At 63.8% G+C, this 19344-nt stretch carries 21 protein-coding genes and 1 tRNA gene; 17 read left to right on the top strand and 5 right to left on the bottom strand.

Features of this window, described 5'->3' with window-relative positions; genetic code table 11:
• Positions 1-30 precede the first annotated feature (30 nt).
• From J2045_RS06225 to J2045_RS06200, 6 genes are all read left to right on the top strand, one after another.
• On the top strand, positions 31-1131 hold the full coding sequence (locus J2045_RS06225; RefSeq protein WP_307370573.1) for an ABC transporter substrate-binding protein: 1101 nt from the start codon (positions 31-33) through the stop codon (positions 1129-1131).
• Positions 1128-2192, top strand: coding sequence for a FecCD family ABC transporter permease (locus tag J2045_RS06220; protein WP_307370570.1), 1065 nt, complete (start codon positions 1128-1130; stop codon positions 2190-2192). The genes J2045_RS06225 and J2045_RS06220 overlap by 4 nt, the downstream gene beginning before the upstream one ends.
• Positions 2189-2965, top strand: coding sequence for an ABC transporter ATP-binding protein (locus tag J2045_RS06215; RefSeq protein WP_307370567.1), 777 nt, complete (start codon positions 2189-2191; stop codon positions 2963-2965). Before J2045_RS06220 ends, J2045_RS06215 begins: the two co-directional genes overlap by 4 nt.
• Positions 2966-2969: 4 nt before the next feature.
• Entirely contained in the window at positions 2970-3500 is a 531-nt protein-coding gene (locus J2045_RS06210; RefSeq protein ID WP_307370565.1) for a copper uptake system-associated protein, read from the top strand.
• 145 nt (positions 3501-3645) lie between these two features.
• Positions 3646-4620, top strand: coding sequence for a glutathione S-transferase family protein (locus J2045_RS06205; RefSeq protein WP_307370563.1), 975 nt, complete (start codon positions 3646-3648; stop codon positions 4618-4620).
• A 254-nt stretch (positions 4621-4874) separates the two neighbouring features.
• Positions 4875-5684, top strand: a complete 810-nt coding sequence (locus J2045_RS06200; RefSeq protein ID WP_307370561.1) for an SDR family oxidoreductase — start codon at positions 4875-4877, stop codon at positions 5682-5684.
• Between the two features lie 15 nt (positions 5685-5699).
• Here the strand turns inward: J2045_RS06200 and J2045_RS06195 are convergent, their stop codons facing one another.
• Positions 5700-8780, bottom strand: a complete 3081-nt coding sequence (locus J2045_RS06195) for a DNA translocase FtsK (RefSeq protein WP_307370558.1) — start codon at positions 8778-8780, stop codon at positions 5700-5702.
• 254 nt (positions 8781-9034) lie between these two features.
• Between J2045_RS06195 and J2045_RS06190 the strand changes: the two genes are divergently transcribed.
• Complete coding sequence (locus J2045_RS06190; RefSeq protein ID WP_307370555.1) at positions 9035-9427, top strand: hypothetical protein; 393 nt, start codon at positions 9035-9037, stop codon at positions 9425-9427.
• Positions 9428-9437: 10 nt separating this feature from the next.
• Positions 9438-10025, top strand: a complete 588-nt coding sequence (locus J2045_RS06185) for an IMPACT family protein (RefSeq protein ID WP_307370552.1) — start codon at positions 9438-9440, stop codon at positions 10023-10025.
• Positions 10026-10031: 6 nt separating this feature from the next.
• Here the strand turns inward: J2045_RS06185 and J2045_RS06180 are convergent, their stop codons facing one another.
• A complete protein-coding gene (locus J2045_RS06180; protein ID WP_307371141.1) occupies positions 10032-10847 on the bottom strand; it encodes a tetratricopeptide repeat protein in 816 nt (271 codons plus the stop codon).
• 153 nt (positions 10848-11000) lie between these two features.
• Here J2045_RS06180 and J2045_RS06175 point away from each other — a divergent pair, with 153 nt between their 5' ends.
• From J2045_RS06175 to J2045_RS06155, 5 genes are all read left to right on the top strand, one after another.
• Entirely contained in the window at positions 11001-12392 is a 1392-nt protein-coding gene (locus J2045_RS06175; protein ID WP_307370549.1) for a leucyl aminopeptidase family protein, read from the top strand.
• 95 nt (positions 12393-12487) lie between these two features.
• Entirely contained in the window at positions 12488-12835 is a 348-nt protein-coding gene (locus J2045_RS06170; protein WP_307370547.1) for a MarR family winged helix-turn-helix transcriptional regulator, read from the top strand.
• Between the two features lie 13 nt (positions 12836-12848).
• Complete coding sequence (locus J2045_RS06165) at positions 12849-13703, top strand: C40 family peptidase (protein ID WP_307370544.1); 855 nt, start codon at positions 12849-12851, stop codon at positions 13701-13703.
• Complete coding sequence (locus tag J2045_RS06160; protein ID WP_307370542.1) at positions 13660-14157, top strand: hypothetical protein; 498 nt, start codon at positions 13660-13662, stop codon at positions 14155-14157. Before J2045_RS06165 ends, J2045_RS06160 begins: the two co-directional genes overlap by 44 nt.
• Before the next feature lie 194 nt (positions 14158-14351).
• A complete protein-coding gene (locus tag J2045_RS06155; protein ID WP_307370540.1) occupies positions 14352-15578 on the top strand; it encodes a TadE/TadG family type IV pilus assembly protein in 1227 nt (408 codons plus the stop codon).
• Between the two features lie 61 nt (positions 15579-15639).
• On the opposite strand, the gene J2045_RS06150 is transcribed toward J2045_RS06155, so the two are convergent.
• The gene (locus tag J2045_RS06150; RefSeq protein WP_166600054.1) at positions 15640-15861 is read right to left on the bottom strand and encodes a hypothetical protein; all 222 of its coding nucleotides are present in this window, start codon (positions 15859-15861) and stop codon (positions 15640-15642) included.
• Between the two features lie 173 nt (positions 15862-16034).
• Positions 16035-16121: transfer RNA gene (locus J2045_RS06145), tRNA-Leu, on the bottom strand.
• A gap of 254 nt (positions 16122-16375) precedes the next feature.
• Between J2045_RS06145 and J2045_RS06140 the strand changes: the two genes are divergently transcribed.
• Positions 16376-16840, top strand: a complete 465-nt coding sequence (locus J2045_RS06140; RefSeq protein ID WP_307370537.1) for a BA14K family protein — start codon at positions 16376-16378, stop codon at positions 16838-16840.
• Positions 16841-16889: 49 nt separating this feature from the next.
• Here the strand turns inward: J2045_RS06140 and J2045_RS06135 are convergent, their stop codons facing one another.
• On the bottom strand, positions 16890-17192 hold the full coding sequence (locus J2045_RS06135) for an Rdx family protein (protein WP_307370536.1): 303 nt from the start codon (positions 17190-17192) through the stop codon (positions 16890-16892).
• 120 nt (positions 17193-17312) lie between these two features.
• Between J2045_RS06135 and J2045_RS06130 the strand changes: the two genes are divergently transcribed.
• From J2045_RS06130 to J2045_RS06120, 3 genes are all read left to right on the top strand, one after another.
• On the top strand, positions 17313-17753 hold the full coding sequence (locus tag J2045_RS06130) for a DoxX family protein (protein ID WP_307370533.1): 441 nt from the start codon (positions 17313-17315) through the stop codon (positions 17751-17753).
• A 94-nt stretch (positions 17754-17847) separates the two neighbouring features.
• Positions 17848-18552: a type 1 glutamine amidotransferase gene (locus J2045_RS06125; protein ID WP_307370531.1), complete on the top strand. Its 705-nt coding sequence runs from the start codon at positions 17848-17850 to the stop codon at positions 18550-18552.
• Between the two features lie 104 nt (positions 18553-18656).
• A complete protein-coding gene (locus tag J2045_RS06120; RefSeq protein ID WP_307370529.1) occupies positions 18657-19250 on the top strand; it encodes a LysE family translocator in 594 nt (197 codons plus the stop codon).
• Positions 19251-19344 lie beyond the last annotated feature (94 nt).

Raw genomic sequence — 19344 nt, 5'->3', positions numbered from 1 at the left:
AAATCCATGCAATACAAAAGGACACGATTGATGAAGAAACTCCTCCTCGCCGCAGTCGCGACGCTGGCCTTTGTCGGCCAGGCTTTCGCCGATATCACCGTCACCGACGTCAAGGGCCGCACGGTCACCGTGCCGGACGTGCCTGAGCGTGTCGTTCTCGGCTTCTACTACGAGGACTATCTCGCCATCGCCGGCCCTGATGCCCTCGACAAGGTCGTCGCACTGTCTTTGTCCACCTGGAAGGACTGGCGCCCGAACCAGTTCGCGCTCTATGAAAAGGCTCTGCCGAAGCTCTCCTCCATCCCGGATATCGGCAACACCGAGGACAATACGTTTTCGATTGAAAAGGTCGTGGCCGCCAAGCCCGATCTCCTGATTCTGGCTGCCTGGTCCTATGATGCGCTGGGCGAAGGCGTGAAGCAGATCGAGGCCGCCGGCATCCCGATCGTCGTGCTCGACTACAACGCCCAGACCGTTGACAAGCATGTCGCTTCGACGCTGGCACTCGGCAAGCTGATGGGGACGGAAGATCGCGCCGAGCAGCTCGCCAAGGATTACGAAGCGGCGATGGCCGACATCGACGCCCGTATCAAGGCAGCCGGACCGACGGAGAAGAAGGTCTATGTCGAGCTTGCCCAGAAGGGCGCTGCCGAAACCGGCAACTCCTATGGCGATACCATGTGGGGTGCGCTGGTCGAAAAGCTTGGCGGCAAGAACATTGCCAAGGGCCAGGTCGGCAACTGGGGACCGCTCAGCCCCGAATACGTTCTCGCTGAAAAGCCCGACCTGATCTTCCTCGCCGGCTCCGAATGGGTCAACCGGCCGCAGTCGGTCCAGGTTGGCTTTGGTGCCGATCCGGCCGTCACCCGCGAGCGCATGAAGCCCTATGTCGAGCGCGCCGGCTGGAGCGAGCTTCCGGCGGTCAAGACCGGCCAGGTCCATGCGATCTACCATGGCGGTGCCCGCACCCTGTCGGACTTCGTCTACGCCCAGTATATCGCCAAGCAGCTCTATCCGGACGCCTTCAAGGACGTCGATCCGGCGAAGAACATCGCCGACTATTACGCCAAGTGGCTGCCGATCAAGGCCGATGGCGTCTTCGTGCTGCCCTATCAGGCCGCCGGCCAATGAGCCTCGCCTCCGGCGATATCGATGCGATGCACGGCGCGTTCCGCCGTGCATCCGTCCGCCGTGCGGTCAGCCTCGTGCTGGCCGCATCCGCACTCGTTGCGCTTATGCTTCTGGACCTGACCACCGGCCCCTCCGGCATGCCATTGCAGGATGTCTGGACGGGTCTTCTTGCCGGGCCCGCCGGCGAAGACAAGACGATCGCCACGATCCTCTGGCAGCTGCGCATGCCGCAGACCCTGATGGGAGCCATTGTCGGCGCCTGCCTCGGGCTTGCCGGCCTGCAGATGCAGACCATTCTCGACAATCCGCTTGCCAGCCCCTTCACCCTGGGCTTTTCGGCCGCCGCCGGCTTCGGTGCGGCGCTTGCCATCATGTTCGGCGGCGTCCTGCCGCTTCCGATCTATATCGTCACCCCGCTCGCCGCCTTCGCCATGACGCTCGCTGCCGCCGGCATCGTCCATCTGATCGCAAGGCTGCGCGGTGCCTCGCCGGAAATCCTGGTCCTCGGCGGCATCGCCGTGTCCTTCTTTTTCCAGTCCCTGCAGTCGCTCCTGCAATTCATGGCTTCGCCTGAGGTCCTGCAGCAGATCGTCTTCTGGCTGTTCGGCAGCCTGCTCAAGGCAAGCTGGACCAGCGTGACGGTCAGCGGCCTCATCTTCCTCGCCTGCCTGCCCTTTGTTGCCCGCAACTGCTGGTCTCTCACCACGCTGAAGCTCGGCGATGCCAATGCACGGAGCCTTGGTCTCTCCGTCGACAGCCTGCGCCGGCAAAGTTTCGTGCTCGTGGCACTGCTCACCGCAGCCGCCGTTTGCTTCGTCGGCACCATCGGCTTCGTCGGCCTGATTGCCCCGCATGTCTGCCGCATGCTGGTCGGCGAGGATCACCGTTTTTCGCTGCCGCTATCGGCGATCATCGGCGCGATCATCCTGATTGGCGCCTCGGTGCTCGGCAAGGCGATCTCGCCAGGCGCTGCCATCCCCGTCGGCATCGTCACCGCCGTTGCCGGCATTCCCATGCTCTTTGCCGTCATCCTGTTTTCCGGCAACCGGGGGCGCACATGACCGATAGGCTGACGCTCGAAAACCTCTCGGTCACGCGTAACCACCGCCGGATACTCGACAACATCGACTGCAGCCTGCCCGCCGGCCAGATCATCGGAGTGATAGGACCGAACGGTGCGGGCAAATCCACCCTGCTCGGGGCCATCGCCGGAACGGTCTCCCATGACGGGATCATCCGCTTTGCCGACGCCCCGATCGACCACGCGAAACTCGGCTTCATGCCGCAGCAGAGCCAGGTTGCCGCCGATCTCACCGTCATGGAAGTTATCCTGCTTGGCCGCCACGAGCGCCTCGGCTGGCGCGTGGCTCCAGATGTTCTCGAAGCGGCAGGCGCCATCCTCTCGGAATTTGGCCTCGCCGATCTCGCTGCCCGCAAAATCCGCACGCTCTCGGGCGGACAGCAGCAATTGGTCATGCTGGCGCAACGCCTGCTGCGCGAACCCCGCCTGCTGCTCCTCGACGAAGCGACCAGCGCGCTCGATCTCGCCCACCAGATGCGCGTCTTCGACCTGCTGCGCCGCTATGTCCTGCGCACCCGGGCCCTCGTTCTCTTCGCCATCCATGACCTCAATCTGGCCGCCCGCCACACGGACGGCGTCATCATGCTCGGCAAGGGCGGCCTCGTCGGCGCTGGCCCTTTCGAGACCGTCATGACACCCGCCACGCTTCGCGACATCTACGGCGTCGAAGCGGAGTTTCTGACCTGCCGCCAGGGGCGGCCCGTCATCCTGCCGCTTTCCGCGATCCAGCAGCATTCACCTTCAGGAGGATAACCCCATGAACAGGCATCTCATACCCGCCCTGGCGGCCATTCTTGCCCTCGCGATCCCCGCCTCGGTCTCGGCCCATTCGGGTCACAAACATCCGGAGGCTCATGCAGCCCATGGTGCAGGCTCCGCCCACGAACCCGCCCCGACAGGTGACGCTGCTGCCGACATCACCGCAAAGCTCAAGGCGATGTTCGAAACCGAGGGAAACCCGCTTTCCGTCGAACCGGTCGTGGTCGCCGGTGACTGGGCCATCGCCGGCTGGACCCAGGATGGTCGCGGTGGCCGAGCGCTTCTGAAACGCAAGGGCGAGGGCTGGAGCATTCATCTCTGCAGCGGCGATAGTCTGAGAGAGGCCGACGTGCTGGCCAAGATCGGCATTCCAGCCTCGGACGCCAAACATCTGGCCCATCACCTTGCCGAAGCCGAAAAGCCGCTGCCGGCCGAAACGCTCGCTCTGTTCGCCAGCTTTGAAGGCACAGTCATGGTCGAAGGCGCCGATGGCGCGGCGGGTCACGCCCACGGCGACCATAAGCCCTGATATAGCCGCATCCCAGCCACGGACAAGTGTTCAACATCGTCGAACAGTGCTTCAAGAAACTTTCGATTTCGCTGAACAGTCCCGGAGCGCATAAAGGCTGCACACAAGAGGCAGTGACCCTTGCGCCGTGATGGAGATGTGAACAATGCTGGTGAATGGCAAATGGACGGAAGACTGGCAGCCGGTGCAGAAGGCTGACGACAAGGGCCGGTTTGTCCGCCAGACCTCCTCCTTCCGCCACTGGATCACGCCGGATGGCTCAGCCGGCCCGACGGGCGAGGGCGGCTTCCCCGCCGAGGCCGGTCGCTACCGCCTCTATGTCGGCTATATCTGCCCCTGGGCTTCGCGCACCTTGATGGCGCGCGCCCTGAAAGGTCTCGAAGACGTCATCGCTGTCACCATCGTTGCCCCGGCGCTGTCCAGCCAGGGCTGGCAGTTCGGCGGCTATCCCGGGGCCGATGCCGATCCCCTCTTCGGTGCGACCTCTCTGCACGAGCTTTATACCCGTGCCGCTCCTGATTTCACGGGTCGCGCCACCGTACCCGTGCTCTGGGACGAAAAGACAGGCACGATCGTCAACAACGAAAGCGCTGATATCATCCGTATGCTCGACACCGCCTTCGAAGGCCTCGTGCCCTCGAATCTGCGTCTCTACCCGGAGGATCTGGCCACCGAAATCGACGCGCTCAATGCCCGCGTCTACGACCAGCTCAACAACGGTGTCTACAAGGCCGGCTTTGCATTGACGCAAGGCGCCTATGACGAAGCCGTCGACGGCGTCTTCGTCATGCTGGACGAGCTGGAAACCCGCCTGTCGGACGGTCGCGATTTCCTCTTCGGCGCCCGCTTCACCGAGGCCGACATCCGCCTCTTCGTCACCCTGATCCGCTTCGATGCCGCCTATCATGGCCTGTTCAAGACCAACCGCTACCGAATCGTCGACTATCCGGCCCTGTCTGCGTATCAGGAGCGTGTCCTCAGGCTCGACGGCGTGCGCGCCACAGTGAATATGGATCACATCACGCGCGGCTATTATTCGATCAAGACGCTGAACGCGACCGGCATCGTCCCGACCGGCCCGCAGCACGTTCTCGACCTCCTCGCCCGCACGGAGGTCTGACGGCAGGTCCGAATCGGCATGAATAGTTAGCCGGCTTGTGAATGTCCATGTTCACTGTGGCGCGCGCACCGATCTCGTGCGGGGCATCGTCGACGGTATCGTCGCGAAGAATACTATCCGTCCCGTCCAGGGCTGAAGAGCGACTTCGGCACCTGCCCAGGGCCGCTTCGCCGCCTCCCGACGGTCCCATGGCTTGACCGGTCGAGTCCTGGCTTGCAACGTGCGCCGGCATGATCGCGGGAGGAGTGACACGCATGAAGACCATCATCATCACAGGCGCATCCGAAGGCATCGGCCGCGAGCTCGCGCGCCAGATCGCCGTGAAGGAGAAGAGCGCGGTCGCCCTCGTCCTCGCCGCCCGCAATGTCGCGCGTCTGGACGATCTCGCCCGCGAGCTTCGGGGCCATGGCACCCGCGTGGATGTGATTCCCACCGATGTCACGGACCAGCAAGCCTGCCGTCACCTGATCGCCGAGACGATCAACCGGCTCGGCCGGATCGATGTACTCGTCAACAATGCCGGCATGTCGGCTCATGCCAATTTCGAAGGCTTCACCGATGCCGATTTCGACTGGTCCGAAAAGCTGATGGTGATGAACTACTGGTCCGTCGTCTGGCTGACCAGGGCCGCCCTGCCGCATCTCCTTGCCTCGAAAGGCCTCGTGGTTGGCGTCAGCTCCGTCGCCGGTCTCGTCGGCGTGCCGGGCCGCACCGCCTATTGCGCCACGAAATTCGCCATGAACGGTTTTCTCGAAGCGCTGCGTGCCGAACTCGCTCCCAAGGGGCTCAGGGTCATGATTGCCTATCCCGGCACGATCGATACGGATCTGCGCAAGCGGGGCTTCGGCCCCGGCGGTTCACCGGCCGGCGTCTCGATGATCCGGGATGACCGCGCCATGCCGGTCGAAACCTGCGCAAGGCTCATCCGCGAGGGCATGGAAAAGGGGCGTCGTGAGGTTCTCATGACGCCCCGGATGAAGCTCGGTCGCTGGCTCAGGCTGCTCGCGCCTCAGATCGTCGATCGCCTGGCGATGAAGGAGGTCAAGGCCGAGTTCCGGCCCTGACAGTCAGCCCAAGGCTTAACCTTCGTAGTCGCCGTCGCCGTTCACCTCGCGCCCGCCGACGATGATCGCCCGCTTGCCGACATGGTTGGCAGCGCCCACGATGCCTTCCTGCTCCATGCGCTCCACCAGCGAGGCGGCCTTGTTGTAGCCGATCGAAAGACGGCGCTGGATATAGGAGGTCGAGCACTTCTTGTCGCGCAGTACCACCTTCACGGCCTTGTCGTAGAGGTCGTTGGTGTCCTCTTCGCCCATGGCGCTCTTGTCGAAGACGGCAACATCCTCTTCCGGCTCGTCTTCCACCTCGTCCGCATCCTCGGTCACGGTGCCCAGGTACTCGGGGCGGCCCTGCAGCTTCAGATGCGCGACGACCTTCTCGACTTCCTCGTCGGAAACGAAAGGACCATGCACGCGGGCAATGCGTCCGCCGCCGACCATATGCAGCATGTCGCCCTGACCGAGCAGGTGTTCGGCACCCGGCTCACCCAGAATGGTGCGGCTGTCGATCTTCGACGTTACCTGGAAGGAGACGCGGGTCGGGAAGTTGGCCTTGATCGTGCCGGTGATGACATCGACCGAGGGACGCTGCGTCGCCATGATCAGGTGGATGCCCGCTGCACGCGCCATCTGCGCCAGCCGCTGGATCGCACCTTCGATCTCCTTGCCGGCCACCATCATCAGGTCGGCCATCTCGTCGACCACGACGACGATATAGGGCATCGGCGAGAGGTCGAGTTCCTGCTCCTCATAGACGATCTCGCCGCTCTGCCGGTCGAAGCCGGTCTGCACGGTGACGGTGATCGTCTCGCCCTTGTCGCGCGCCTGGGCGGCGCGGGCATTGTAGCCGTCGATATTGCGCACGCCGAGGCGGCTCATCTTGCGATAGCGATCCTCCATCTCGCGCACCGCCCATTTCAGCGCCATCACGGCCTTCTTCGGGTCGGTCACGACGGGGGTGAGCAGATGCGGGATGCCGTCATAGACGGAAAGCTCCAGCATCTTCGGATCGACCATGATCAACCGGCACTCGTCCGGCCGGAACCGGTAGAGCAGCGACAGGATCATCGTGTTGATCGCCACCGACTTGCCCGAACCCGTGGTGCCGGCTACGAGCAGATGCGGCATCTTCGCCAGTTCCGCAATCACGGGCTCGCCACCGATGGTCTTGCCCAGGCAGACCGGCAGCTTGTAGCGCGTCTCGGCGTAATCGGGCGTCTCGATCAGCTCGCGCAGATAGACCGTCTCGCGCACCGGGTTCGGCAGCTCGATGCCGATCACATTGCGGCCGGGCACGACTGCGACACGCGCCGAAAGCGCCGACATCGAACGGGCGATATCGTCGGAGAGACCGATGACGCGCGAGGACTTGACCCCCGGTGCCGGCTCGAATTCGTAGAGCGTGACGACGGGGCCGGGGCGCACGTCGATCACTTCGCCCTTGATGCCGAAGTCTTCGAGCACGCTTTCCAGAAGACCGGCACTCTGTTCGAGCGCTTCTGCCGTCATCGTCACGCCCGTCTGCACCGGCGGCATTTGCAGGTAGTCGAGATAGGGCAGCTCGTATTCGCCTTCACCCAGCGCTTCCTGCGCCTTGAACAGCGGCTGGCGCGGCTGTGCGGTCGAGATCGGGGCAGAGTGGGCGGTGTTCCCCTGAAGCGCTGCCGGAGCGGCCATCTCCACCGGCGCGACAGGCTCGGTCATCGCCGGCTGGGCCTGCTCCGGCACGAAAGACGCCGCCGACACGGCGCGGCTTGCCACCTCGCGGTAAAGCGCCACCACCGAGCCCGGTGTCGGCTCGAAGACAGGCTTGCGTGGCAGAGCCGTAACCGGCTGCGTGGCGAGCGAAACGCCCTCGGGATGATAACGCACGACTTCGGCGCGAACGACCGAAACGGCCTGCGGTGCCGGCTCGGGAATGGCACGGACAGGCTGCGGCGCGATCGGCTGAACCGGCGGACGAGAGACCGGCATGCGCGACTGCGCCACCGGCCGTGCGGCAACGGGCCGCGCCATCTCCATTTCGGCGGGCGCCTCCACCGGCGCAACCATGGCTTCGAAGAAGATATGGTCCGACAGGAGGGAGGCGATCGGAAGCCGTGCGGCCTGCGTCTCGGCTTCTATTGCGGCGTGTGCCGTGGCGGCCGGTCGCTCGGGCATAGCCGGCGCCGGATTGGTCATCTGCGCCCAGGCGGCAAAGCCCGGTGCGGCAGCCGGGCTTGCAGCCGGAGCAGTCGCAACTGGCTGCGCAGTTGCAGACGCTGTCACGGGAGCCGCAACCGGCTCCGAAGCGACCGGCTGGGGCGGTGTGCGCAGAAACGCGTTGCGCACCATCGGCGGCCGCACTGCCGGGGCCGCCTGTTGAGCGGCAAGCCTTACTGCCTCGGCTTGCTGGGCCAGCGACCGTTGCAGATGCGGCGGTACGTTTGTCTCGGTCGTCGACCGAACGCTTGTGCCGACGCTGGCGGCCTGGGTGCTGGCGAGCACGCTGCGCATGCCCTGCACGAGCGGTGCTGGCTGGATCGCCTGCGGCGCAGGGCCGATCTCGCGCGGCGATGCGCCGTCAGCCATGGACGCGTCCCAGGCGGCCTGCTCTGCCTGCTGGCGCGCCAGTTCCCGGCGAAGCTTGTAGGTGAGCGCTCTGGCTCCGATCGCATCCGGCGGCTGCGGCAGCGTCACGGAGGCCGGCACGCGCGGCGCCTCGGGTCTTGGCGCAGGCGCCGGTGCCCCCGTGCGAGGCAGGCCGGCAAAGGGTACGCTGGTCTGTGTGGACGGCGTCTGTCTGGGTGGCTGCGCCGCAGGAGCGCGTTGACTTGCCGGGGTATAGGCCTGTCGCGGCTGTTCCAGCTGCATTGCCTGCGCAGGATGCATCGTCGGGATGGTCGCCTGAGGTGCCGGGCTTGCAGCAGTCTCTGGCTTCCCCGGCGCGCGGTCGGGCGTGCGCGTGAAGCGCACATTCGGTCCGAGCACAAAAGCCTTCTGCCAGACGGGCGTTTCCTCGCGCCCCTCGATCTGGTTGGCTGCCGACTGATCGGCCTCCTGACCCTCGTTCTCGCCCAACTGATTGACCTGATACGCGGAATTGGAACGGGGAGGGAGCATCGAAAACCTGAACGCTGACGAGATACGGAGACGCGAAAACTGAGCTATCTGAGTAGAAAATAAAGGTTAACGACCGCTTTCCATCTGGAAGAATTCCCTAATGAACAACGGGTCCGGAAGGGACGGTTGCAACCCCGATGCCGCTGTTGCCAAAGCCGAATCTCGCCCCTAGCCGGAAGAAGCGTGTCGCCAAGTTTTTTTCTCGCACCGGCCCGCCGGTCGGGCTATGGACGGACACGAACAGAAAGCCGGTCATGTCCAAGAAAGAGAAGCCCAGCCCCTTGAAGAAACTCCTGAAGGCCTGGACATCCGCCGGCCCGGAGGAGCGCCAGGCCTTTCTTGATCTCGTCTCGGCGGAAGCGCGGGCGCACACGGCGGCAGCCGTCCCGCCGTCAGGTCATGACCCGCTTCCCGGGGATGCCGCAGCCCTGATCGCCAATGGTCGCTACCTGCTTCCCTCGACCATCGAGCGCATCGAATCGGTGATGCGCGCGCGCAGGCTCTCTCCGTCAGGCGTCATGGCGGAACTCGGCTTCTCCAGCCGTGACCCCTCGCTGACCCGTGCGCTTGCCATGAAGGCGGCTTTGAGGCTCTCGGTCATCGCCGTGCTCGCCGAGTGGCTTGCACGCCACGAATCGGCCAGCTGAGGCGGTTCCCATGCCCCATACCCTCGTCGCACCCGGCGAATTCGTCCAGGATATCAAGAAGAGCCGCTTCATCGGCCACGCGGCCCCGATCGCAAGCGAGGACGAAGCAAAGGCCTTCATCATCCGGGTCTCCGATCCCGCCGCCAACCACAATTGCTGGGCCTGGCGCCTGGGTCAGGCCTATCGCTTCTCCGACGATGGCGAACCCTCCGGCACGGCCGGAAAGCCGATCCTCCAGGCAATCGACGGACAGGATCTTGATGGCACGGTCGTGGTTGTCACCCGCTTCTTTGGCGGCATCCTGCTTGGCAGCGGCGGTCTCATGCGCGCCTATGGCGGGACCGCGGCGCAGATGCTGCGCGTGGCCGCGAAGCGCGAGATCATCCCGATGGTATCAGGCGAATGTGCGGTAAGCTTTTCCGACCTCGCGCTCGTCAAGGCGCGGCTGACCGCGTTTCCGCATCTGGTCCTGGCGGAAGCTTTCACGGCAGAGGGTGTGGATTTGACCGTCACCTTGCGTCAGGGCGACGAAGGTCAGGCGGCCCGGCTGGTGCGCGATCTCACCAGTGGCCGCTCCGAGCTGCATTTTCCGGATTGAGCAGGCTCAACCGTTCTTCTTTGCCTGATCCTGGCTGGACAGCTGCTTCCAGGAATTCTGCTGGGCGAGCATGCCGCGCAGATATTGCAGGTTGGCAGCAGCCTGCTGCGGGTCGAGTTCCTGTGACGCCAGTTGCTCCGCCTCCTGGAAACGGCCCTGCAAGCCGACCACCAGGGCAAGGTTCTGACGCACACGGCTGTCCGCACCCGGCTGCTGTGAAGCCTGGCGCAGATAGGTCTCGGCCGTCTTCAGATCGCCCGCCAGCACGTAGGACATGCCCAGATTGGAAAGCACGCTCGGATCGTTCGGCTGGATCTGCAGCGCCATGCGATAACGTGAGCGCGCCTCGCTGGAGCGACCCAGCTGGTCGAGCACGGCGCCTTCGGCGGAATACAGCCGCCAGTCGGGACGGTCGGGTGTCTGGGCCCGCTGGATGGTGCCGAGTGCCTTTTCCAGCTGCCCGGCCGCAGCCTGCGCCTTGCCGAGGGCCGATAGAACTTCCCGATCGCTCGGATGCGCGATCGCCACCTGCTGCATGACGGCAAGCGCCTGGGTGTTGCGGCCCGTCATCATCAATCCGTTGGCATAGGAAAGGCCGATATTGCGATCCCGGGGATTGCGCTCATAGGCCTGGCCGATGCCATCAACGGCGCGGGCGAGCGCCGGCCCGCTCAGCGAATCAAGCTGGTGGTTCATCTTGGGGATCGAACCGGTCGTCAGCTCCTTCTTGGCTGAAGCGCAGCCGGTGAGCGCCAGCGCGGCCATCACCATGCCGGTCATCGCCATGGTCCGCAGGGAGTTTGCCAAAGCTGGGTTTCGCATGCGCATGGTGATCGTCCCGAGTTCCGTTTTCGCCACCGCCTCGCCATTTCCGGGGCGGCACAATCTCCGCTCAAGCAATAATCCGTTAACCCTAATGGAGTGTTAATCGAGCATCCCCGCGATTCTCCAGACGAATCCCAGAAAGCGTGCACCATGGCCCCGTTCCAGTACATTGAAAGACCGTCCCCCTTCAGCACCAAGGGAGGAAAGACGCTGCCGGTCTTCGCCGTCACCCCGGCCCATGTCGAAACCGGCACTCTGGAACCGCTGGCCCTCGACTGGGCGAAGAAGGCTGGCTTCAAGGCCGAGGCCGGCTCTGTCCTCCTGATCCCCACATCCGACGGCCATGTCGGCGGGGCGCTTTTCGGCCTCGGCTCCAATCCTTCGGAGAACCCTTATCTGACCGGCAAGCTCGCCCGCGCGCTGCCCGCCGGTGAATGGCACATCGAGACGGCCCCGCTCACTGCCAACCGTCTGCTTCTCGGTTATGGGCTGGGCGCCTACAGCTTCGACCGCTATCGCTCCGAGCGCCTCACCGAACCCCGCCTCCTGATCCCGCAGGATGCCGATGCCGCCGACATCAAGCGCCAGATATCAGGCGTCTATCTCGCCCGTGACCTGATCAATACGCCTGCCAACGACATGAGCCCGGCCGATCTCGAAGCCGCCGTCCGCCGGCTTGCAGAACATTACAAGGCCGAGGTCTCCGTCGTCACCGGCGACGAACTCCTTGAGAAGAACTTCCCCCTCGTTCATGCCGTCGGTCGCGCCTCCACGGTCGCACCTCGCCTCATCGAGATGCGCTGGGGCAAGAAGGGCCACCGCAAGGTCACCCTCGTCGGCAAGGGCGTGAGCTTCGATACCGGCGGCCTCGACATCAAGCCGTCCTCCTCCATGCTGCTGATGAAGAAGGACATGGGCGGTGCGGCCAATGTTCTCGGCCTTGCGCTGATGATCATGGACGCCAAGCTGAAGGTCGATCTCCACGTCGTCATCCCCGCCGTCGAAAACGCCATCGCCGGCAATGCCTTCCGTCCCGGCGACGTCTACAAGAGCCGCAAGGGTCTCACCGTCCAGATCGACAACACCGATGCCGAGGGACGCCTGATCCTCGCCGATGCGCTGACTTACGCCGATGCCGAGGAGCCGGAGCTCCTGATCGACATGGCGACCCTCACCGGCGCCGCGCGCGTGGCCCTCGGCCCCGACCTGCCGCCCTTCTTCACCGACGACGAGGATCTGGCTCATGCGATCGCCGATGCCAGCCTTGAGGTCGATGATCCCGTGTGGCGTTTGCCGCTGCACAAGGGCTATGAGCGCATGCTGAAGGCCCAGATCGCCGATCTCACAAATGCCCCTTCGGGCGGCATGGCCGGCGCGATCACTGCAGCCCTCTTCCTCAAACGCTTCGTCTCGCCCGGCCGCCGCTGGGCGCATTTCGATATCTTCGGTTGGTCGCAGACAGAGCGTGCCCATTCGCCCGTCGGCGGCGAGGCCCAGGCAATCCGGGCTCTCTATCGCTACCTCCAGTCCGGCGCCGACTGAAGCATGAGACACCGCGCCCCTTGCCAGATCGTTCCTTTGCCGGAATGATGCAGACGAGGGGCCGGTGCTCCGGACGATCACGAGGGGGAGGGGCCATGGGCCTCGAGATGACGGCGACCCAGGCGCTTGGCCTGTGGCACAGGGTGACCTTGGATCAGGTTCAGCGCGAGGGCCACGACCTCACCATGCGCCAGCTTGCCCTGTTGCTCGAAATCTATCTTGTACCCCCGCCACATACGGTGCGCGGCCTCGCAGCGACGCTGAACGTCACAAAGCCAGTGATCACCCGCGCGCTCGACACGCTCGGCGAAATGGGCCTCGTCGATCGTATCAGGGACGACCTCGATCGCCGCAGCGTCATCGTCAAGCGCACCGTGGGCGGTGCGCTCTTTCTCGAAAAATTCGGCGACTGCATCATCGCCAGGGGCCGATCACTCGGCTGACGGAGAATTCCTCATGCTCGACCGGCGCCTGCACGCCTTTCGCCCGGATCTCGCCGACGTCGCCCTGAAAGGGCAGGTCGAAGCCGCGCGTTTCGTCACGCCTGAACCTGCAATGGTCGTCCAGCCCGTCGTCGCGCTACGCCCGAAAGCCGATCCGTCCATCGGTATCGATACGGAACTGCTCATGGGCGAGGAAGTCCGCGTGTTTGAGCGTGAGAATGGCTGGGCATGGGTTCAGGCTGTCGATGACGGCTATGTCGGCTACCTGCCGGAAGCGACCCTCGGGGGCGTCACGACGGCAACCCATGTTGTGGCCGTACCCCGCACCTTCGTCTATTCCGGTCCGGACCTGCGTTTCCCCACTCGCCTGGCTCTCTCCATGGGCAGCCGGCTCACCATCATCGGCGAGGCCGAAACCCGCGGCACACGCTATTTTCTGCTTGCCGATGGTGGCGCCCTGGTCGCCCGTCATCTCCGCCCGGTCTCTGATCCGCCTGCCATCGACTATGTCTCCGTCGCGGCCTTCTTCCTCGAGACGCCCTATCTCTGGGGCGGGAAGTCCGGTTTCGGCATTGATTGCTCGGGCCTCGTCCAGCTCGCCATGCGCATGGCCGGGCTGAGGGCCCCGCGTGACAGCGACATGCAGGCCTCTGGTCTCGGGGTGCCGATCGAACGCAACGAACTGCGGCGCGGCGATCTCGTCTTCTGGAAGGGCCATGTCGCGATCATGGAGGACGAAACCTCCATGATCCACGCCAATGGCCACACCATGAGCGTTGCGCGCGAAACGCTGGACGCCGCGATCGAGCGCATCGGCTGGCTCTATGGCACGCCGACCGGGTATCGCCGCCCTGTCGCCGAAACGTGAAGGCGCAGCCCTTGGTGCGGGCGCGCCGAGCGCTTATATCGACGGCTCCATACCCGATGAGATTGTTGCCATGCTGCCGGTTCGCCGAGAATTTCAAACGCCCCGCAAGATCAGCCGCAAGGCGGGTCCGGCAGTGCTCGCCATCCTGCTCGCGGCGTTGGTGTCACCCGTCTCGGCCGCTGAAGGCATTGCCTGGGGCAGTGCAGGTCAGGAGAGCTTCAAGGACCTTCCTGGCGTGAAGCCGCAGGATCCGGCCAATCAGTTCGGTGAGGGCTACACCTGCGAAACCCGGACCGTCGTGCCCAACCACCGCTTCGGTCGCCGCGACTTGCGCGACAGTCTCCCTTACACAGTCTATCGCTGCGAAAAGAACGGCATCGTCTATCAAGGCACAGAACCGCCCCGCAGCGGTCGCATGTGGTATCCGGGCGTCAATCCGCGCGTCATCGACTGAAGTTGGCGAGGTGCTGCGGAGATATTCTAGGCAAGAGGACAATTCGCCTTGGGATTCTGCGCAAATATGTAAAATTTTAGAAATGGAACACACGAGAGTGTAGCGTTTTTGGGCAATCTTCGTCGCGATATGACTGCGCCTGTATGGCCGCCATTGCGGCCCGGGCCTGCAGGTTTTCGCATTGGAGATTTTGCATGCTGTTGAAAAGACTGCGTTCCGTCTGGCTGGATCGCTCCGGCAATTTTGGGATCATCTCGGCGGCTCTGGCGCCGATCCTGCTGGTTTCGGCCGGTGGCGCCCTGGATGTCGCATCGGCCTACAATGCCCGGGTCGACATGCAGGGGCAGCTTGATGCAGCCATGCTCGCCGCCGCGCGCAAGAGCGGCAAGACCGCCCAGGAGCAGGAAGCCCGCAATTTCCTGGGTCTTAGCGTCGATGAGGACGAACTCAGCGAAAGAGCCGGTTTCAAGCTGACCGTGAACGCCGATGGCTCGCTCACCGGTGGCTATCAACTGACGGTCGACAACCGTTTTCTCGGCATCATCGGTCTCTCCAACTTCGACGTTGGCGTCACGACCACCGTGGCGGCGAGCGCCGCAGAGCCAGCCGGCGGCAATGGCTGCATCTATGCGCTCGGCAACAAAAGCCAGGCGGTGCTCATCAACTCAGGCGCCAACGTCAAGTCGACGAAGTGCGAGGTGCATGTCCATTCGACCAGCAACCCCGCTTTCATCATGAATGCCGGTGCGACGATCGATACGGCGAAGTTCTGCGTCAAGGGAGCCAACTACATCAAGAACGGCGGTACGCTTACCAATCTCCAGACCAAATGTGCCGCCGAAGCCGATCCCTATGCCGGCAAGATGCCGGAGCCGCAGGTCCCGGCGAACTGCACCACTTCGGGTACGATGGACGGCCAGAGCATCACGTTGCAGCCGGGCAAGCACTGCGGAACGACCTTCAACGGCTCGCCGACCATCACCTTCAAGCCGGGCCTGCACATTATTTCCGGCCGCATGATCATCAACTCGGGCGCAACCGTTAAGGCCGAGGGCGTGACCTTCTACTTCCCCGACGTCAACAGCGAGATCCGCGCCAATGGTGGCCTGACATTCACGGCGACGGCGCCGACCTCGGGCACCTACAAGGACATCCTGATGTTCGAGAAGACGAGCGACGCGAGCAACAACCGCTATCCGCAGCAATACATCTTCAACGGCAGCAAGGGCGAGATCCTCAAGGGCATCATTCATTTGCCGAATCGTGACGTGACCTACAATTCGAAGACGAATCAGACGAACAACATCACACTGGTGGTCAACACCATCATCATGAACTCGTCGAACTGGACGATCGAACCCCTGCAGGCTGGCGGATCGACCTCGACAAGCGGCCTCGCCAATCCCCGCATCCTGCGTTGACGTCAGGCAGCCAGGGATCACCGCGATAGGGGGCGTTGCTCGGGGGCCCCCTCTTTTGGTGTCAGCCCTGGTCGTCCTGACCAAGCAGGCCGTCGAAGACTTCAAGCAAGGCTTCGCTGATTGCGCCGCCAAGCTTGTGGCCCGCCTCGCGCAATCCTTCCTCGTCCATGTCGCGTGCGGCAAGCGCCAGCGCCGTGCCTTCCTGCGCCACGATTTCCTTGGCCCGCTCGATGGCCCAGAGGGCGAATTCGCTGCGGCTTTCGATGGCGACGGTCTCGTCCATGGTTTGTCCTTTTTCGGCTATGCGCGGGCGTTCGGGAAGGGCTGCGGAATACGGTCGAAAATGACTTTGCAAAGGCGTCAAAAGCCTATCGGCAGACAAGAAAAAAGCCCGGCAAGCCGGGCTTTTTTCAACTGTTTGACGATCGCATAAACTGCTGATCTCAAATCGGAATTTGGTGCCCAGAAGAGGACTCGAACCTCCACACCCTTTCGAGTACCAGCACCTGAAGCTGGCGCGTCTACCAATTCCGCCATCTGGGCGACGAGGAGCCGTGTAAAGGGACTGCTTCGGCCTGTCAACCGCCATTTTGAAGTTTTCGTGTCAGCGGACCGAAAGCGCTTCGAAAGAGCCTCATGCACTCACGCTCAACTCCCCGGTGGACAGGGCTTGTGGCCGTTTGAAGCTTCTGGTGATGCCGATGACGCTGTCGTGAAAAAGCCGTGATCAATCCGCTCTATCTCGCAGTCGGCGAAGCGCCTCTTGCACTTTGCCGGGACCAGAACAGGATGACGAGATGAAGTTACGCTCCGCTTTTGTGGCTCTGGCACTGGCCGGCACCCAGATTTTCACCCCTGTGGCGGAAGCCGCCATGCCGAAACCGGCACAGCCGGTCCTGAGCCAGCACACGGATGCTGAACAGGTTGATCTCGTCTGCGACTTCTCAGGCTGCTACGAGACCTGGAACCGTCCGCCGCCGCGCCGCCCGCGTCCTCTGCCACCGGAATATTATCCGCCATCCGTTTATGACGAGCCGCCGGTCTATCGTCCCCGCCCGCGTCCGCCCGTCTATGTGGAGCCCGGTTACCGTCCGCGGCCTCGCCCGCCGGTTTATGCCGATCCTGGCTATCGCCCGCCCGGTCGCGGTTGGGAGCGCCATGTCGACTGGTGCCTGAACCGCTATCGGTCCTACAATCCGCGCACCAACCAGTTCCTCTCGTCGAGCGGCTACTACAAGGTCTGCCAGTCGCCCTTCTATTGAAACTCTGGCTCGCCTTCGTGATGGCGGCCCCAGGGCCGCCATTGTCATATCAGTTATCGAGCCCGTCATTGCGGCTCGCGCGGTCGACATGGCCGAGGTCGCGCTCGGGATCGATGGCATCCCGCACCTTCTGCTTCAGCTCCTTCGGCCCGGGAAAACCGCCATCGCGCTTGCGCTCCCAGATCAGCTCCTCATTCAGCCGGATCTCGAAGATCCCGCCGGTGCCGGGTATCAGCGCCACCTCTCCAAGATCATCGGCAAACGTGTGCAGCAGTTCCTGTGCCATCCAGCCGGAGCGCAAGAGCCAGTTGCATTGCGTGCAGTAGGTGATTGAAATCCTGGGCTTGGCCATCGAATGCTCCTGGCTCACGAATAAGTTAACTAAACTTGTCATCTTTTGTGTCGTCTGACGATTGCCACTTTGACTGCGTTTCGCCAAGAGGCGGGGGCATAGTCCTCAAGGAGTTCATCCATGTCCATTGATCCGAATCGTCTTTTTGTTCCCGGCCTCGCCCCGGTCTATCGCTCCGGCCATGATCTCGTCGAAACGCTGCTGCGCGTTGTCACCGGTGGTTTCCTCGTCATTCATGGTGCCGGCAAGATCGTCGATCCCTTCGGCGCCGTTCAGATGGTCGAGGGGCTCGGCTTCTATCCGGGCGTCGTCTGGTCGCCTCTGCTCGCCGTCACCGAGTTCTTCGGCGGCATTCTACTGGCGATCGGCCTCTTCACCCGTCCGGCTGCCTTCGCCGCCACCATCGTGCTGCTCGTCACCGTCTATTTCCATTGGATCCAGCTCGGTCAGGGTTTCTCCGGCGCCGAGAAGTCGCTGCTCTGGACGGCAATGACGCTGTTCTTCGTCTTTCGCGGCGCAAATGGCCAGTCGGTCGACGCCCGTCTGAAGAAGACCTTCTGAGGGGTGGGGAGGGGGCTTTCACGGCACCCTCCCATCTTGCCGTGGTCGCCATCGCATGCTTCTGTCTTGAACCCGCCCACGAGACCGATTCCCCATGCGTGTCGCTATTGTCGAGAATACCCGCGTCACCGAAGCCGGTCAGGTCGGCATCGCCTTGGCTGAAGCCGGCGCAGAGGTCGTCACCATCCGCGCCCATGCCGGCGAACCGCTGCCGGATTTCCACACCCAGGACGCGCTGGTCGTCTTTGGCGGCGAACAGAACGCCCGCGATGACGAGAAGCACCCTTACCTGCCCGAGCTCGCGGCCCTGATGCGCCGTTTCGGCGACAGCGGCAAGGCGGTGTTGGGCATCTGCCTCGGCAGCCAGATCCTCGCCCGCGCCTATGGCGGCGATAATCTGATCGGTGCCGCCCCCGAATTCGGTTGGCGCAGCATCGGCCGCACCGAGGCCGGCAAGGCCGATCCGGTGCTCTCGGTCCTGCCCGACCGCTTCCTCTCCTTCCAGTGGCACGACGACACCTTCACCTTGCCGGAAGGGGCTGCCCATCTGGCGGAAAACGACGCTGCCCGCCACCAGGCCTTCCGCCTGGGCCGCGCCGCCTATGGCTTCCAGTTCCATTTCGAGGCCAATCGCGAGGTCGTCCGCAACTGGATGACGCATTTCCCTGAGGTGATCGAGCGCAAGGAACCTGGCTGGCTTGCCCGGCATTCCGAATTCGAACCGACGGACGGGCACCTCTCCGACGAAGCTGGCCTAACCATCGCCCGCGCCTGGGTCCGCCAGATCCGGCCGTCCTGAGCGACGGGCCGTAGCTCTCAGCCTCAAGAGACGGGCTTGACCGAAATCAAGCAGCTGTTTTGGACAACCTGTTATCTCCGGCACGAAAGTTACGGAGTGCCTCGATGTCCCTGTCCGCCTTTGCCCTTGCCGTTCTCCTCCTTCTCCTGACGCCGGGGCCGACAAACACCTTGCTCGCCGTCTCGGGCGCAGCGCGCGGCCTCAAGGCTTCTCTGCCGCTGATCGGCGCCGAGCTCGCAGGCTATCTCACCGCCATCGTCCCTCTGGTCTTCCTCGCTGCCCCGCTGCTTGCCGAACAACCCGTCGCCTCCCTGGTCATCAAGCTCGCCTCGACACTCTGGGTCCTGCTGCTTGCAGCCCGGCTCTGGACCCGCCCGCCCTCGGCCACCGAGCCCGGTGCAATCACCGCGGCGACCGTCTACGGCACCACGGTGCTGAACCCCAAGGCCCTGATCATCGGCCTCGCGCTTATTCCCCCCGCCTCCTTCGCCGCACCTGAAACGCTTGTCGTACCGCTTCCCTACCTGGCGCTCTTCGCGCTCTTGGTGATGGTCGTCGCCACCTGCTGGTTGAGCGCCGGGGCCGCCATCCTGCGCCGTGTCGCCACCACCAATCCGCTGCTCTTCGGTCGCGTCGCCGCAAGCTTCCTCGTCGTCTTCGCCATTAGCCTCGCCGGCCGCGCCATCGGCTGGATTTGATCGCCCGTCACCCGCCGCCCTCTTGCGAGCCGTCCGCCCCCGTGCTTAATCGACATTCAATCGATTGAGATCGCTTCTGAAACCTGTGGGAGGG

Source organism: Peteryoungia aggregata LMG 23059 (genome assembly GCF_030814435.1).
In the GTDB taxonomy this organism is placed as follows: Bacteria; Pseudomonadota; Alphaproteobacteria; order Rhizobiales; family Rhizobiaceae; genus Allorhizobium; species Allorhizobium aggregatum.
Note: the sequence above shows the minus strand (reverse complement) of the source record. Positions and strands in the feature narration are given on the sequence as shown.